This is a genomic window from Acidianus infernus, from assembly GCF_009729545.1.
Lineage (GTDB): Archaea > Thermoproteota > Thermoprotei_A > Sulfolobales > Sulfolobaceae > Acidianus > Acidianus infernus.
The window spans coordinates 1,185,577-1,200,616 of record NZ_WFIY01000004.1; the positions used below are offsets into that span (position 1 = coordinate 1,185,577).

At 37.4% G+C, this 15,040-nt stretch carries 19 protein-coding genes and 1 pseudogene; 8 read left to right on the plus strand and 12 right to left on the minus strand.

Translation table 11 applies throughout. From position 1 onward, the window contains the following. Positions 1-187: 187 nt before the first annotated feature. Genes D1867_RS06975 through D1867_RS07030 form a run of 12 tightly spaced genes read right to left on the minus strand, consistent with a single transcriptional unit; the run spans position 188 to position 10,159 of the window. Positions 188-679: a hydrogenase maturation protease gene (locus D1867_RS06975; RefSeq protein ID WP_155863357.1), complete on the minus strand. Its 492-nt coding sequence runs from the start codon at positions 677-679 to the stop codon at positions 188-190. Next, the gene (locus D1867_RS06980) at positions 661-1,092 is read right to left on the minus strand and encodes a hypothetical protein (RefSeq protein WP_155863358.1); all 432 of its coding nucleotides are present in this window, start codon (positions 1,090-1,092) and stop codon (positions 661-663) included. The genes D1867_RS06975 and D1867_RS06980 overlap by 19 nt, the downstream gene beginning before the upstream one ends. After that, positions 1,089-1,301 (minus strand): hypothetical protein, encoded by a 213-nt coding sequence (locus D1867_RS06985; RefSeq protein ID WP_155863359.1) that lies wholly within the window; start codon positions 1,299-1,301, stop codon positions 1,089-1,091. Before D1867_RS06985 ends, D1867_RS06980 begins: the two co-directional genes overlap by 4 nt. Positions 1,302-1,310: 9 nt before the next feature. Beyond that, complete coding sequence (gene hypE, locus D1867_RS06990) at positions 1,311-2,330, minus strand: hydrogenase expression/formation protein HypE (protein WP_155863360.1); 1,020 nt, start codon at positions 2,328-2,330, stop codon at positions 1,311-1,313. Positions 2,331-2,336: 6 nt separating this feature from the next. Further along, positions 2,337-2,642 (minus strand): HypC/HybG/HupF family hydrogenase formation chaperone, encoded by a 306-nt coding sequence (locus tag D1867_RS06995; RefSeq protein WP_155863361.1) that lies wholly within the window; start codon positions 2,640-2,642, stop codon positions 2,337-2,339. A 1-nt stretch (position 2,643) separates the two neighbouring features. Continuing rightward, complete coding sequence (hypD, locus tag D1867_RS07000; protein WP_155863362.1) at positions 2,644-3,831, minus strand: hydrogenase formation protein HypD; 1,188 nt, start codon at positions 3,829-3,831, stop codon at positions 2,644-2,646. A 2-nt stretch (positions 3,832-3,833) separates the two neighbouring features. Beyond that, positions 3,834-4,439, minus strand: a complete 606-nt coding sequence (locus D1867_RS07005; protein WP_155863363.1) for a hypothetical protein — start codon at positions 4,437-4,439, stop codon at positions 3,834-3,836. After that, positions 4,432-4,773, minus strand: a complete 342-nt coding sequence (locus D1867_RS07010) for a Rieske (2Fe-2S) protein (protein WP_155863364.1) — start codon at positions 4,771-4,773, stop codon at positions 4,432-4,434. The genes D1867_RS07005 and D1867_RS07010 overlap by 8 nt, the downstream gene beginning before the upstream one ends. Next, on the minus strand, positions 4,773-6,662 hold the full coding sequence (locus tag D1867_RS07015) for a nickel-dependent hydrogenase large subunit (RefSeq protein ID WP_155863365.1): 1,890 nt from the start codon (positions 6,660-6,662) through the stop codon (positions 4,773-4,775). The genes D1867_RS07010 and D1867_RS07015 overlap by 1 nt, the downstream gene beginning before the upstream one ends. 57 nt (positions 6,663-6,719) lie before the next feature. Then, entirely contained in the window at positions 6,720-8,087 is a 1,368-nt protein-coding gene (locus tag D1867_RS07020; protein ID WP_155863366.1) for a (Fe-S)-binding protein, read from the minus strand. Beyond that, on the minus strand, positions 8,088-8,897 hold the full coding sequence (locus D1867_RS07025) for a hypothetical protein (RefSeq protein ID WP_155863367.1): 810 nt from the start codon (positions 8,895-8,897) through the stop codon (positions 8,088-8,090). After that, entirely contained in the window at positions 8,897-10,159 is a 1,263-nt protein-coding gene (locus tag D1867_RS07030) for an NADH-quinone oxidoreductase subunit B family protein (protein WP_155863368.1), read from the minus strand. Before D1867_RS07030 ends, D1867_RS07025 begins: the two co-directional genes overlap by 1 nt. Before the next feature lie 299 nt (positions 10,160-10,458). Between D1867_RS07030 and D1867_RS07035 the strand changes: the two genes are divergently transcribed. From D1867_RS07035 to D1867_RS07070, 8 genes and pseudogenes are all read left to right on the plus strand, one after another. Then, complete coding sequence (locus tag D1867_RS07035) at positions 10,459-10,752, plus strand: twin-arginine translocase TatA/TatE family subunit (RefSeq protein ID WP_155863369.1); 294 nt, start codon at positions 10,459-10,461, stop codon at positions 10,750-10,752. A 77-nt stretch (positions 10,753-10,829) separates the two neighbouring features. Further along, the gene (locus D1867_RS07040; protein WP_155863370.1) at positions 10,830-11,171 is read left to right on the plus strand and encodes a twin-arginine translocase TatA/TatE family subunit; all 342 of its coding nucleotides are present in this window, start codon (positions 10,830-10,832) and stop codon (positions 11,169-11,171) included. Next, positions 11,155-11,994 (plus strand): twin-arginine translocase subunit TatC, encoded by an 840-nt coding sequence (gene tatC, locus D1867_RS07045; protein WP_338077995.1) that lies wholly within the window; start codon positions 11,155-11,157, stop codon positions 11,992-11,994. The genes D1867_RS07040 and tatC overlap by 17 nt, the downstream gene beginning before the upstream one ends. A 68-nt stretch (positions 11,995-12,062) precedes the next feature. Next, complete coding sequence (locus D1867_RS07050; protein WP_155863371.1) at positions 12,063-12,602, plus strand: tetratricopeptide repeat protein; 540 nt, start codon at positions 12,063-12,065, stop codon at positions 12,600-12,602. Between the two features lie 61 nt (positions 12,603-12,663). Then, positions 12,664-13,356, plus strand: a pseudogene (locus D1867_RS07055) (succinate dehydrogenase/fumarate reductase iron-sulfur subunit); the annotation flags it as partial. A 5-nt stretch (positions 13,357-13,361) separates the two neighbouring features. Beyond that, on the plus strand, positions 13,362-13,718 hold the full coding sequence (locus D1867_RS07060; RefSeq protein WP_155863373.1) for a succinate dehydrogenase/fumarate reductase transmembrane subunit: 357 nt from the start codon (positions 13,362-13,364) through the stop codon (positions 13,716-13,718). Next, positions 13,715-14,038: a hypothetical protein gene (locus tag D1867_RS07065; RefSeq protein WP_162309162.1), complete on the plus strand. Its 324-nt coding sequence runs from the start codon at positions 13,715-13,717 to the stop codon at positions 14,036-14,038. The genes D1867_RS07060 and D1867_RS07065 overlap by 4 nt, the downstream gene beginning before the upstream one ends. A 423-nt stretch (positions 14,039-14,461) precedes the next feature. After that, a complete protein-coding gene (locus D1867_RS07070; RefSeq protein ID WP_155863375.1) occupies positions 14,462-14,968 on the plus strand; it encodes a hypothetical protein in 507 nt (168 codons plus the stop codon). Positions 14,969-15,040: the final 72 nt, after the last annotated feature.

Genomic DNA, 15,040 nt, shown 5'->3' on the forward strand with positions numbered 1-15,040 from the left:
TACGAATCGTTATTTTTAATCATTTCTAAATACCGTTTTGAACAATTATATTGTTATGTCTATATAATATTACACTGTATTTTTACTAATGATCTCCCAACTGATGACTGCTCACAATGGTGGTGGTGTTTCCCTCGGAGGGTGTATGATCCATTAAGCCCGTGAGAAGTTACGTCACGGGTAAACACTACCAAGGTTCTTTGCTTTTACTTTTTACGCATTGTATAACTTTATCTACATCTACCTCAATTCCATAAGTAGAAATGAATTTCTTAAACTTCTGTAGCACTTTTTCCAGTCTTTTTATAACCGCGTCGCTTATCCCAGGCCAGTCTATGTATTCCGGTTTTATTCCCACAATATACGCCTCTTTAGGCCTGTTATTAGCTCTTGCAGATAAAGATAATACTTGTAACGGAGTTAATCTATGCGGGTCTGTTATCTCTACGAAATCGGCTTCGTCTAAATTGACCTTAAATATTCCTTCCTCTTCATCCATTTGCACAATGTCTATAAAAAATACTATGTCCCCATTTTCTATTGCCGAAAGAGCTTGAAAGCCATTAGCACCAGCATCAAATGCAGGTAACCCCAATTCTTCCATGCAGGCAGCAGTTAGTGAACCAACTGCGTCGTCTCCGTAAAGTCTATTTCCTAGACCTATGATTTTAACAGCCAATTTACCTTCTCCTCCACCTTGGCATTAAGCTTTGCGATATTTTCGTCATTATAATCTCCCCTAAAATATAAGGCGTATACTTTGTTCACCACAGAGAAGATTAGAAGACCGTAAGCTACGTCTTCTAAATAATACCTGCCGTCTAATCCAGGTCTTAATAATTCTAACATTTCCCACTTATCTTTAGTCTCAAGAATTATTTCCTTTTCACTTATACCTTCTGGGGCATATCTACTACTTCCTACTAATAATACTTTTTCTGGGGATAACTTTCTTACTTCCTCCGCCGCGGCTATAGGATCCATACCGAGGTCTAGGACAAAATCCTTATCTTTCCACATCTCGTAAACTTTCTCTACAACTAATCCATCCGGTGTAGCAGAAAAGGGAATAAAACCTACAACTAACTTCATTTATTACCAGCCCGTATTTTTCTTATCAAATCTAGGAGATCTTTCGCCTCATATTCCTTAAGCATTCTATCCAAATTAACCTCCTCAGGGGTTGTCTTTATGTCGTAAATTGCTGAGAGTAATTCTTGTTTTATTGGTCTCGTTATTTCCTCTTTAATTGCGTCCTTAAAGGCTAGCAATTCTTGGACAAGCTTTATTATTTCGCTCATTTTTCATCACTAGCATATTCTAGGTACGATATCTCCTGTGGGCATTTCTAATATTTTTGCTCCCCCTACTGCAGTCTTTGCAATAACTATCCCTTTCTCGCTTTTAGGTTCAACTACATATCCAATACTTGCAGGCTCAAATCCTAAGCTTTTTAAAGTTTCCAGAACTTCATCCTCAACTTTACTATCCACTGCTAGTACACCAACGCCTTCACTGGCTAGATTTAACGGATCCAGTCCGGTAATTTCGGTTATGGCTTTAACTTCCTCTAATACTGGGACTTTTGCTTCTTCAATTACTATTACGTTACCTGTTAACTGTGCCCACTCATTTAATGTAGCGGCTAATCCGCCTCTTGTAGGGTCTCTTGCAGCGTGAATATAGCCTTTAAACTTGTTAAATACCTCAAGTAATTCGAACAATGGTCTTACATCGCTTTTAAGGTTTGTAGATATATTATATTGCATTGCAGCGATTACTGCACCGTGAACTCCTACAGGCCCGGTAACAATTATTTTATCTCCAGGTTTTATAGCGTCTACTATAGGACTTCCAGTTTCGACAACTCCTAGGCCTACTGTGTTTATAATGATAGAATTCTTCATAGCCGTTTCTTCGATTACCTTAAAGTCTCCACCCACCAGAGGAATATTATATTTTTTTAATAATTCTATCATAGATCCAGTAATCTTTTCAAGGTCATCAATTGGAAATCCTTCAGAAACTACAATTGAGTCCAACATGGCTATTGGTTTTGCTCCCATCATTATTACGTCATTTAAGGTACCGGAGACGGCAAGGTATCCTATATCTCCACCCGGAAAGAAATAGGGATTTACAGTGTGAGAATCTGTGGCAACTACAAGGTTATTTTGGAGAACTGCTCCATCGTCTGGATAATCTATTCCCACACCTCCTTTTACCCTCTTTAGCTCTAGTGGAAGTCTAGAAAAGAAGAGCCTCTGTAATAGTTGCTGAGTTTCTTTACCTCCATTACCATGAGAAATCTGTATTTTATTATATGACATTCTTCATCAACTCTCTAAAATTTTCATAGCTTCTTTGAAGAACTCATCAGCGGCCTTTTTCGCTTCCTCTTCAGATTTGCCCATGATTTCCTCAGTTCTCTGGATTTCTTCTGCTATGAATTTTAAATTCTCTATAACTCCTTCCTTAGATAATTTTTCTATTATAACTCCAGCGTGAACCATTACATAATCTCCAGGTTTAAGGTTATCCACACCTATTGCAACCTTCTTTATAGTTCCTCCACCTAAATCTACTTCAGCTATCACATCTGAATCAATAGCTACTACCTTTGCGGGAACTGCCCAACACATCTTATTTCACCTCCGAAACAATTTTAGTAATCCTTTCCGTAGAACCGAATCTGGCCCAAACGGCACATGCTCCTTCCATGGACACCATACACGGTCCCCAAGGTCTTGCAGGAGTACAGGCTTTCATAAACATAGGACAGTCTGTAGGGTATGCAATACCTAAGGTTACCTCATTACATCTGCATCCAGGAGGCAAATCATAATCCCACGGCTTCTCTTTTATTCCTAATTGTTCCCTTGCATTATACATGGAATATTCCTCTCTTAAATCCAAACCGCTCTTCGGTATGGAACCTATGCCTCTCCATATGGCATCAACTGGTTTGAAGACCTTATTTATTTCAACTTGTGCAAACACATTTCCTTGGTATTTTACTACTCTTTTATATTCCAAGTTCGTGTAAGTTATCTCTCCTGAATGCAAGTCTTGGAGTATTTTTAGAACTCCAGCTAAGACATCTATTGGTTCGAAACCAGTAACTACTGCTGGTATTTTATATTCCCTAGGGAAAAAGTCCCAGCTAATGGCACCAATTATGCTAGAAACGTGACCGGGACCAATAACTCCAGAAACAGGTACTAAGCCCTTGCTCTTGTGTAACCTAACAGCAAATTCGGCTGCAGGTGCTGTGAGTTTTAACGAAGAATAAAAGAGTAGGTTTTTAGGAACTTTTTCTTTCTCAAACAATACTGCATAGCTAGGAGTAGTAGTTTCGAATCCTATACCGAAAAATACTGAAGGCTTTCCGGACTTTTTAGCGTCTTCTATTGCGTCAACAAAACTGTAAACTATTCTTACATCAGCCCCCAAAGCTCTGGCAGCAGCTAAGCTACCTACCTCGTCCTTCTTATAATGTTTAACTGTAGGTAACTTGAATACATCCCCAAAAGTATAAACCGTATAACCTTCCATGGCTAATTTTATTACGTTCTCAATGTCACTGGACGGAGTAACACAAACTGGGCACCCAGGTCCTGGTATTAATTCTACTGTTTCTGGCATTAGAGCTCTTAATCCATAATGAGTAGTTACCCACTCATGTGACCCACAAAAATTCATTATCTTAATTTTTTCTCTGTCAATTTCTTTTGAAACTATCGGAGCTAATTTATGAATTTGCTCTGTAATAGATTTTGCGAGTTCGCTATTCTCTCTAAATAATGCATCAATCTGTTTTGGTAACTCCATAGCTACCACCTAATTAGTAATTTTCCGTCTTTAAAAATCTTTATTATAAATGAATTTATACTCTCCATTTCAGCTCTTAATGACTGTACTATTTTTGAGATCTCCTCATAACTGCCCCTATAGTAAATAGATATTAGAAATCTCGGATTTGCGTCATTAATCCTTGTGAAGCTGACTAGAGTATAGTTCCTATCTTCAACCCTACCTTTAGATATATTGAAGCCTCTAACGTCCCAGTCTTCGATCTTTGGCAAATTCAAGTCAAAATTCTTTTCATAATTTACGTTTAATTCTGCATAATCAACTCCAATATTTCCACTCTCTCTTAAAGCTCTCACCAATTCTCCCGCAGACAACTGAAAGTTTCCGAACTCGTGAGATACAACGGTAAAAGTCCTTGGTTGATAATATATGTCAGCGAAGTTCTTCTTAGCAAAACTGCCGTCTTCCAGCGGTATTATAACATATCCAGTAGCGCCGCTTAATCTTATCTGGCAGACTGAATATCCCAGTCCAGCTAACCTTCCTGCCATAGCATACAAATCTGGTTCATTATTTAGTCTAACTGTAAAATATCCTGTAAATCCTGAAGCGCTTATTTCACTCATATATTATCACCTCATCCCCTTTTACTTCTACATGATAAGTTTTCAAATCCCTCTTTGCAGGCCCGTCTACTACTTTCCCAGTTTTTATATCAAAAACACTACCATGCCACGGGCACACTACCCTACCATCGTCGGTAAGGAATCCATCTTCTAGAGACAAGCCTGCATGAGAACAAAAAGCTTCAATTGCAAAAAAAGATCCCTTATAATTTATAACTAGTACCGGTTTTCTCTCCCAAGGTTTTTGAGCAGGAAAGTAGTATTCTACCATGGACATTGGCGGAATTTCGTCTTTTTTTACGACTATTTTTTGTTGCGTAAGCATTTTAGTCATCAACTATTACACACTGGAGTTATTATATGTTCTAGCTTCTTATTCCTCCCTTTAATCTCGAAGTGGGCAGCACATACTAGACATGGGTCGAAACTTCTTATTGCTCTAAGGAAATCATATCCTACCCACTGATCTGGCGGAACTTCTTCCATTATTTTTGTGTTTATCACTGCCATTTCGAAAGGTCCTATTGCTTGTCCGTTTATGCACCATGGACCATTGCAATTATTATCTCTTGGACTGACATTAGCTGTAGTTGGAGCGTGATACTGATAATTGGCTATAGTATAATCTTTAACTACCATCCAATGTCTAGAGGTACCTCTAGGTACTTCGTATTGCCCAACGCCTAAAGAGAATGATGGCTGTTTCCACGGCCTAGAAGTTTGAGGGTTAGACTGATTCTTCATATAAACTTCTAGAGCATACTCTAGATTGTCCCATGCAGTAAATATTGCAGCAGCCATATCTACAGCTCTACCAAGAATTCTGGACAAGGTACTGGAGTAGTCTGGCGGCATCCATTCTACAGTCCAGGCTGGCCCTGCACCACTCGGTAAATCTGAGGGTAATTCAGATATTGTAGGTAACTCTATGGATATTTCACCGTTCTTTACAATCGGGCTATGTGGATGGTATTTTGCTACAGCGTGTAATCTTGCCCAAGGTCCTGTTTCGTAGGCCCACATCCCGCCATCTTTCCACACAAGTCTTGGTTCTGCGTCCCAGCTATACTTATCCATAAAGTTCGGAGCCATGGGGTTAGGTATTGTAGTCTTATTCCATGGATGATACATATACAGATTAACTCCATCAGAGTCTTGGAGTCCCCAAGCTAATGTATTTCCTATAGGGTCTGTTTCTGTGAACGGCGAAGTTATCTTAGCCCAATCGTGATAGAATGAAGAGTTAACGAACTCCAACTGGGATACATTAAGGTCTATAAAGCTATTGCTCAGAAATTCTCCATCCCTAACTATTGTGGCTCTGAATACAGTTTGAGGTCCTTCCTCGGCAGTGTTTGCCAAACTATCATAATTCTTGTATATGTCTTGGTAATTATCTCCTAGATTACTGTAGAGTACTGGACTTTCGAAACCGTAACTGCTTATGTATGTTGGCGCTGCATAAGTTAATCCTTGTTTCTCATAGTCGCAATTATCTATTAAGAAGTTTGCCAGATCCATCCACGCTGCTATAACTACTTTAGTCCACGCTGTTAATTTGGTTAGCCTATACATGTACTGTGTGAATAACGATTCTCCCACCGATAAATCTGTACCTATTCCGCCAGGTATTAGCATTGGTGGATGGGAATGTCTTCCGTATATTAGTACTCCTGCTTCTCTAGCTATTATCTGATATTTTACAGACTTTTGCCATAACCAACCAGTAAATGGATTTAGTGCAGTCATTATATCCGCTATTGTAGAAAATCCGTGAATATCTGAGTATTCAGCCTGTGTCTGCTGCGCTGCTTGCCAGCAAGATGGATAGTATTGTTGCATTACTTCAGCAGAAAAGTCTGGTCCTTCTAACACGTTCAAGATGATAGAATGGTCATAAATCGTGTCTGTCATTGCATAGGCTAAGTTCCTTAGAGCTTGACCTAGTGGATAAGGTACTGCACCTAAGGCCATATCGTTTGCTCTAACTGATGCATTAGCGTGCGCTGCGCCACAGACCCCGCATGATCTCGAAGTTATATGAACTGCATCTGGTGGTTGTCTTCCTCTTAGGAATACCTCGAATCCTCTGAACATCGTTACGTATGTGTATGCTTGATTATTTATAACTTGCCTTGTATTTGGATCTACAGTTGCAGTCAAACCTAAATGTCCTGCAACCCTTGTAATTGGATCTATTTTCATAGTTAAGGGATTAGACATGTGGATTCACCTCATTTACAGAATATGGGAAATAAGTAAGAAAGGAAAAAACGTAAATCACTTTTTAGTCACCTTTATTCTATCTGCTAATAGTTCTATAATGTGATTAACCTTAGCGTTAGCGTGATAATAGTCTATGGAAAATCCTATAGACTCTATGCAAACGGGACAACCGGTTAGTACCTCTGAAGCTTTTATCTTATTTATTTCATTAACCTTGATTTTACCTGCCTTTATTAACGGCTCTAGTGTTGAATCCAAGAACTTTTTATCCTTCTCGCTAATAGGTATACCTATAACCTTAGCCATGTTCTCGACCATACTTGGCAATCCACAACCTCCTCCACCTCTACTACAACAGAAGCTATTAACGCCGTGGCTTGGTAGTTCCTTAAAATTCTTAGATAAAGCTTTCATTAAAACTCTTGGGGCTTCAAATACTCCTCCTCTTCTTCCCAATTGACAGGGGTCATGCCAAGTTATTACTTCATCTATGGGTTCTATCTCGAATTCTTTCGCTTCATACCACTTTGCAAGAAGTTCAGTAACGTGAACTACTTCGTACTTTGGTTGCACTTTAAGAACTTCATGCATCGTATACCTTAGAGCTGGATACTCAAATCCTCCTGCAGTAAGCATAACATACTTTGGAGACATCTCAGTGAAATAAGCATAAACCTTCTTCATTACGTTCAATGCTCCTTCCTTATCTCCAATTACTAATCCTACCGGCGGTCTTATGCCTAAAGGTTTAGACATGAAAGTCCAATCCTTACCCAACATATCCAAAATCTTTGCAACCTTTACTAATACGTCTGGGTACACCATTGCTTCATAAATGCTTGCATAAAACAGTACCTCCGAATTCTTTTTGTCTAGCGGAATATCTTTCCCTATCACCTCTTTCATTTTCAATATTAAATTATTCCACGCGTCCCTAAACACTGGAATGTCCCAATATTTGCCTGAAACCTCTAGTTGTTCTATATCAGTATATATCTTCGGAGCCATTCCTGCCCTGAAGGCAACTTGCCTTAATAGGTCTATCAAGGCACCGCTATCAATAGCCATAGGACATACGAACATGCAAGCTCCACAATTAGTGCAGTGCCATACATAATCTGCCATAGTTTCCGCTTCTTCCAAGTTAAGGTATTTCTTACTTCCTCCAATTATCCTTCCAATAGTTTTACCCCAGACTGTAAACCTAGATCTATATAACTGCCTTGCTATCTCTGCCTTATTTACTGGAGAGTATTTTAAAGAGGTCGGCGTGAATGGACATGCGGCCTCACATGCCTTACAATTTACGCATGATTGCAAATAGTATAATATTGTAGAATCTATCTGAGAATAGAACACGTCATCTATAGCTCTCTTTAATGCATCTAAGTTAATTGACTCTTGTCCCATCGTTACTGACATTTATTTCTCACCCCTCCTATATACCATGAAATACCATTCTCTAACCTTACCTAAGTAAAATTCGAACATATGGAATCCTCTTGTGAAAGGCAGAGTTGCTATTATAATCTCAGCAACTAATATATGTGCTCCAAGTAAGTTATCGTACCAATAGACGTTGCTAGGTATGTGCGCAGTAGCGAAAAATCCTAGCAATATATCAATGTATAACAAAACGAAGAACCACCAATCTCCTGCCCTCAGAGATAATCCTTCTATTGCCAACAGTAGCTTATGACCTAGATAAATTCCTAAGAAGATTATAAGGAAGAATGTTAAGAATTGTCCATTAAGTATAACCGTTAATGGACCCCATATATCATGAACGAACTCCGTAATTGAGGCATGGTTTGGAGTTGTCAATGCTAATAGTCCGTCCTCAGAGCTTTCCGGAATTGCTAAGGGAAATAATGCACTATATGGAGGAATATAATATGCCCAAAATACCATGTGCTGAGCTAACAAAAATATTATTAAGACTAAGGCAATGTGGAACAATAAACCTACACCAGTAGTTACAGGCTTTCTCTTTATCCCAACCCTGCTAGAATTTGCAAAAGTATTTACTAAATTTGCTATTTTATTCCAGCTACTCACTTGTCTCAGTTCAGAGCTTGGGTAAGGAATGAAAGGTTTTTGATAAGTAACTAAATATCTGAATACCCTATATGAAGCCCCTAAGAAGAAAAAGAACACTGTAGGAACGAAGAGATCTAAAGCTAATGGATATAATGAATTACCTACCGGGTATGTAGCATAAGGGATCTGCATTATGATCCCCTCAATTTTCCTTTTTGAACAATCTTTTTCTCTGCTATGCCTGCAACCGCACCTATAGCGATACCTCCTGCTATTAATCCAGCCGTTGTGAGCGTTGACGATGGTACTGGAACTTGTAACGGCTTATAGAAAGGCTCATATAAATCGCTGAACCCTGGCATTGTACAGCCTATACAGACTGCACCAGTCCTTGTAGGCCCACCTATTCCTCCTACCCAGCCATATTTATTCCATGGGCAATTTGATACTGGTCCTTTACATCCTACTTCAAATAGGCAAGCTGAAGTAGGTTGGCCGGGCTGTGTTCTAAAGTCTCCTGCTGCATACCAAGCGGCTCTAGGACACTGCTCATGTACAGTATATTTAAAGAAGTATAGCGGTCTCCAATATTGGTCTAATTCAGGAAGAGGAGCTAATCCGCCAGCCCATAGTACTAGATTTGCTAAAGTTCTCATTATTCCGTTACCGTTTGCAGGACACCCTGGAACAGCTATTGCTGGCTTAACCGAAGCTGAGGGTGAAGGAGTTATATCCAAATAAGCATTAGGATTCTTTACAAATGTATAGAACGGTGCAGCCCCTGCTTGTGCATTTAGGTAGTTATCTTCATAGAATCTGCTTAATAATCCCTTATATCCTCTTAAAGGATCATCGAAAAAGCCAATAGCTCCAGTGGGAGACGGAGACCAAGAAGGAGTTATGAACTTTGGCGGAGGTTGGTAAACTTTATCGGCTATTAGCCCCCCATAAGATGCACAATTACCTACTGCTAATACTGCAACAGCGTTAGGTAATAATTCTGCTACCCATTGGTTTAACGTCTTTGGTCCCAGCATTCCGAAATATCCAGGGTTATTGGGGTTGTATTGTTGTGCAGTTGTTTCGTCCGGAAAACTACCTTCTAATACAAGAACGTATGGATTGTAATTCCCGGCTATTACGTCTTCTAAAATTTGTACTGCTTGCTCACCTTGTTGAGGCATAATAGACGGCCAGAAGGATATTTTAACGCTACCGGGACCTACTAACGGACTTGCTCCAAATAATACTTCCACTACTGAAGGGTCAGTAGCTTGTATTATAGCTGTTGTATTTCCTTCACAAGCTTGAGCTTCGAACCATACTATGTTCACATCGCCATTTTTTATCATATCAACTGCTTTAGCAACAGCCTTATCCCATTCCGGAGCAGTAAGCATTGTCGCAGTTAGTGCTAGCTTGAGGAAATCCCTTCTGGATATTTTGAACGACATGTCATATTTGATTCACTGCCCCTACTTAAATAGTTTTTGCACGAAAGTCTTTATTACACAAAATTAACTTTGTTAATTTGATTCTAAATTAACGGGGTATTACATTATACTAATTAAACTTTTCTAGTTAACGGGGTTAACCTATACTTTGCTAAATATTTCGCTGATGTATAATACATTACAACTAAAAGTAAAGAATAGAATTATCATTAATGAGTTAATAGACCTTATCTTCGTCTTTCTTAAACAGAAAAAGTTTATAAATTACTCAAGAGAGATTAAATTTAAAGGTGTAGGATATGATTGGTAATCCGTCGGATTGGGTCATAATAATAATAGTGGCTCTCATATTGTTCTTCGGCACAAGTAAAATCCCAGAATTATTTAGATCAATGGGTAGAGCGATAGGAGAGTTTAAAAAAGGTAGACTAGAAGCTGAAATGGAGATGCAACAAATGCAGCAACCAAGCAATGCAGCAGTAACGCAACAAGGAGATAAAGTTGCAGAGCTTCAGAAGCAAATTGAAGAATTACAGAAGCAGTTAGAGCAACTAAAAAAGCAACAAGAAGTACAAACCCAGAAGCAACAATAATAAAAAAGGTAAAGATTGGAAATAATAAGATATCAATTTTATTACTATTATTATAATTTTTGTTTTGGTGATTGATTATGATGGGGAATATATCCGATACGCTAGTATTAGTATTAGTAGCCATACTACTGCTGTCGGGCCAAAAGGACGTAGCCGATACTGTACGAAATCTCGGAAAAACAATTGAGGAGTTTAGGAGAAAACAAAACGAATTCAAGACTGAGTTATTGAGAGAGTTAAACGAAACTAACGAAATACCTAAAAGCATAGCAAGGGAAATTTCATCAGAGGATTACTATAATAGATACTTAAAAAAACCTACACAAGCTTCTAACGAAAAAATAAGGGAACTAGAAGAACAAATAGCCAAATTAAGGTTAGAATTAGAGAGGATGAAGAAAGGTGACGGAAAGAACTGAACTACGTAAGGATGAAGAGAAGCCTCTTTTGTCGCACATCGCAGAATTAGCAATGAGACTAAGGAGAGGACTTATAAGTCTTTTTTTAGCATTCATAATATTTTTTGCCTTTGGATATACTACTATAAATATTGACGGATATACCATTCCCATCTTATATCCTAGTTTATTCCACAGCTTAGCAGACAGTCTAATGTTATTTTTCATCCACCATGAGCTACCAAAAGGGATGAAATTACTTAACTTAAATCCATTCGATCCTTTATATGCCTCTGCATATACTTCATTCTATTTAGCATTGTTTATTTCCCTTCCGATAATTTTCAGAGAACTATGGGGTTTTGTTTCTCCAGGGTTATATGAACACGAGAAAAAGCTGGTTAAATATATAGTATTCCCTGCTGCATTGCTTTTTGTTTCTGGTTCTCTTTTTGCTTATTTTATAATAGTTCCTTTAATGATGAAGTTCGTGGTTTTATATACTACAGCCTTGGGTGTTGAGCCAACGCTTAGTTTAAGGGCTTTTGTATCAACAGTAGTCTCACTAATGATGGTTACCGGAATTGCTTTCGAATACCCTTTGGTAATGTCAATACTAACTTACATCGGAATGGTTAAGGCTGATAGTTGGAGAAAGAATTGGAGATGGGGCGTTTTGGGAGCTTTTATCATAGCTTGGATAATATCTCCAGGAACAACGGGAGGAGTAATTGAAACAACTATAGGAGTTATACTCTCAGTATTATATTTCGTAGGTGTAACCTCAGCAAAAATAATAGAAAAAAGAAGATCAGAAAGGAATGAACAAACAATACAAAGGTAAATATTTTTAAATCTCTCTTTTGGTTTTTCTTTAATAACATTTTTTATTTTTATCTCATATTTACTCATATGAGTGACATAGATATTAAGATTAATGAGTACAAAAGGCTAATTAAAATAGAACCGAATAATGCATGGCATCACTTTCATTTAGGAGAGGCATTAGAAGAGAAGGGCGAACTAAATGAGGCAATAGAGGAATACTCAAGAGCAGTAGAACTAGATCCAACTTTTCCAGATTTTCATTTTAAGAAGGCAGAAATTCTACTAAGACTATCTAAGTTCCAAGAGGCAGTTCAAGTATACGATAACGCTATAAGAAAGGATCCTAAGAATGCGCACCTTTACCATTACTTTAAAGGAGAGATCTACGAAAAATTAGGTAAATATGAAGACGCGTTAAAAGAATATAATAGGGCAATAGAATGGTCTCCTAATAACTCTTGGTATAGGCAAGCGAAGATATACCTTTTAGAAAAAATGAACAGACTTGAGGACGCCCTCAAAGAAATAGACGAGTTGATTAAGATAGACAATTCAGTCGTTAACCTTGAACTGAGAAAAGAGATCCTGGCTAAGCTAAAGAATAACAATGACATTAAAGTTTAATTTATTAATTTTCTACATTTTTCTGTTAAATTTTTTATAGTTCTCTTTATTATCTATCTTCATGTCCTTTGAAGTAACACTGAAGGTAAGGAGGTATTCTAAAGAAAAGGGAAGTTGGTGGCAGGAATACAAACTAAAGGTGGATAGATTTACTACAGTTGTGGAGGCATTAAGGAGAATAAAAACAGAACAGGACCCAACGTTGTCCTTTAGAGCTTCATGTCACATGGGAGTTTGCGGTAGTTGCGGGATGAAAATAAACGGAAAGCCCAAGTTAGCTTGTAAAACACTCATAGTGAATGAGGGGAGAAAGGAAATTACTATAGAACCCATGGATAACTTTCCTGTAATTAAAGATCTGATAGTCGACCTCGACTCTGTTTATAGAAAAATGAACAAGATCATACCAAGAGTTACACCCCCGGAGGAAGTAATTCAAGGTAGGGCAGAAACTAGACTAAAACCAGAAGACCAAAAAGAACTCTGGAGTTTCGCACAATGCATAATTTGCGGTCTCTGCTATTCTGCTTGTCCAGTAGTTGAAACAAACAAGGACTTCTTGGGTCCTGCAGTACTCGCTATGGCCTATAGGTTTTCAGCCGATCCTAGGGACACCCTAGGAAAGAAAAGACTGGAAATAATAGACAATCCTATAATAGGCATATGGAATTGTAGAGTTGCAGGTTCCTGCTCAGTTGTATGCCCTAGAAATGTTGATCCTTCTTTGGCAATACAGAGATTGAAGGAGATGAGCATGAAATGATCTGGTTTTCAAAGTTAAATATTGAAAGACTTTTGGCATTACTTCAAAAGATAACAGGCTGGACTCTTCTAGGTTACCTAATAGTCCACGTAATCTTTGTAAATAGATTAGCTCATGGAGAATTAACAGAGCCAGAGATCTTCAAATACTTTCTAGTATTAATAGGCAGTATAGTCGTATTTCACGCAATGAACGGCATACGTATAATATTAATAGAAACTGGACATCTAATTCCCAAGCATCACATGGAAGAGCCTTGGATTTATTATAAGACTCACAGAATTTATATATGGGTGACAATAATAATTACAATACTGTCGTTCTTCATAGGACTTTACATGGTGATAAGATGAGAGAATCCAAATTAAGGTTTTGGGGAGTATATATCACTGGGATAGTGACGCTTATCTTACTCTCAATACACTTCTTTATGTTATTCGCAAATAACCTTAATTTCGATAATAGAATCTCGACACCAGTTGTTGACGAATATTTAAGTAATAGAGTATATTACTCTTTACTGGGCTTACTCTTAGTCGTGGCTTTCATTCACGGCTTGTTAGGAGTTAGAAGAAGTTTATATGACTTTGGACTTAAAAAAGGTGTTAAAGACGTTATAATTGGCGGAATAATAATACTACTGATATTACTATTTTTTTACTTTACCACCTAATGCTATTCTAGTGAACAGCTTAGGAGGTATTAAAGGTTTCACTTTTGATAAGAATATTATTTCCTTTACTTCTTTGTTCAATAAATGGGGCTAAGGTGGCGGAAAGGGATGAATAGTCCAAGAAAGTTTTTAGTGACTTTAATGACACTCCTCTCCAGCATTTATAGATGAAAGTTCTCTCAAATGGTGATCTCTGGACTAGAATTGATGATGGGAACTATGAGCCCCTTTGGATGGAACCCTTCCAGGAGGAAGTCAGTTACCAAAGCGAGCATTATACCAGCATAAGTAAGAAGAATCCCTTCTACTCATAAAATTGCTTTTAGTATATATTTCTTGTTATACATAATATTATATAGTAAAATTTATGCCTTCCTCTTGACGTGGATAAGAATTATTAACTATCGTGAAAAGTATTAAATGATGATATCTAGAAATTTATTTAAGGGAAATTTAGTAAGCATGATTGCATCAATATTTATCTTATATCTTCTTATTTTATTAGATATTTATGGCATAAATTATGCCTTTTCGAGGATCGTCCAAATAATAATGTGGATAATATGGATTCTTTCGTTTCCTTCTTATCTTTCCTATAATTCATCGTTATTGGAAAAAAGAAAAATTCTTGAGTATTTAGCCCCTATAGCAATTATTATCACTTTAATAGGATTAATTTTCTTAGCCCTTGGAAAATTCATAGGCATAGAACTTATAGTTTTTGGGTATATATTTGAACCTATTGCGGGGATCTCCATTTTTCTTACTCTAAAGAAGATAAGTGTGCTTTTTTCTTCATTATTCTTTTACGGTGCAATAATCTTTACAGCTGGTTTGCCTCTATTTTTATTTAATCTAGGGATAATATCTATTATAGGAGATATAATAAAGATGGTCGGATTATCGTATTTTATATATAAATTTAAATAAATTTATATTTTTTGAATATTAACATGATATTAATAATGTAATGTTTAAGCAATAAGCCTATTATTTAAATAC

Coding starts and splice junctions, on each gene's coding strand:
- D1867_RS06980 (WP_155863358.1), bottom strand. CDS start 1,092: ATGAAGTTAGTTGTAGGTTTTATTCCCTTTTCTGCTACACCGGATGGA.
- D1867_RS06985 (WP_155863359.1), bottom strand. CDS start 1,301: ATGAGCGAAATAATAAAGCTTGTCCAAGAATTGCTAGCCTTTAAGGAC.
- hypE (WP_155863360.1), bottom strand. CDS start 2,330: ATGTCATATAATAAAATACAGATTTCTCATGGTAATGGAGGTAAAGAA.
- D1867_RS06995 (WP_155863361.1), bottom strand. CDS start 2,642: ATGTGTTGGGCAGTTCCCGCAAAGGTAGTAGCTATTGATTCAGATGTG.
- hypD (WP_155863362.1), bottom strand. CDS start 3,831: ATGGAGTTACCAAAACAGATTGATGCATTATTTAGAGAGAATAGCGAA.
- D1867_RS07005 (WP_155863363.1), bottom strand. CDS start 4,439: ATGAGTGAAATAAGCGCTTCAGGATTTACAGGATATTTTACAGTTAGA.
- D1867_RS07010 (WP_155863364.1), bottom strand. CDS start 4,773: ATGACTAAAATGCTTACGCAACAAAAAATAGTCGTAAAAAAAGACGAA.
- D1867_RS07015 (WP_155863365.1), bottom strand. CDS start 6,662: ATGTCTAATCCCTTAACTATGAAAATAGATCCAATTACAAGGGTTGCA.
- D1867_RS07020 (WP_155863366.1), bottom strand. CDS start 8,087: ATGTCAGTAACGATGGGACAAGAGTCAATTAACTTAGATGCATTAAAG.
- D1867_RS07025 (WP_155863367.1), bottom strand. CDS start 8,897: ATGCAGATCCCTTATGCTACATACCCGGTAGGTAATTCATTATATCCA.
- D1867_RS07030 (WP_155863368.1), bottom strand. CDS start 10,159: ATGTCGTTCAAAATATCCAGAAGGGATTTCCTCAAGCTAGCACTAACT.
- D1867_RS07035 (WP_155863369.1), top strand. CDS start 10,459: ATGATTGGTAATCCGTCGGATTGGGTCATAATAATAATAGTGGCTCTC.
- D1867_RS07040 (WP_155863370.1), top strand. CDS start 10,830: ATGATGGGGAATATATCCGATACGCTAGTATTAGTATTAGTAGCCATA.
- D1867_RS07050 (WP_155863371.1), top strand. CDS start 12,063: ATGAGTGACATAGATATTAAGATTAATGAGTACAAAAGGCTAATTAAA.
- D1867_RS07060 (WP_155863373.1), top strand. CDS start 13,362: ATGATCTGGTTTTCAAAGTTAAATATTGAAAGACTTTTGGCATTACTT.
- D1867_RS07065 (WP_162309162.1), top strand. CDS start 13,715: ATGAGAGAATCCAAATTAAGGTTTTGGGGAGTATATATCACTGGGATA.
- D1867_RS07070 (WP_155863375.1), top strand. CDS start 14,462: ATGATATCTAGAAATTTATTTAAGGGAAATTTAGTAAGCATGATTGCA.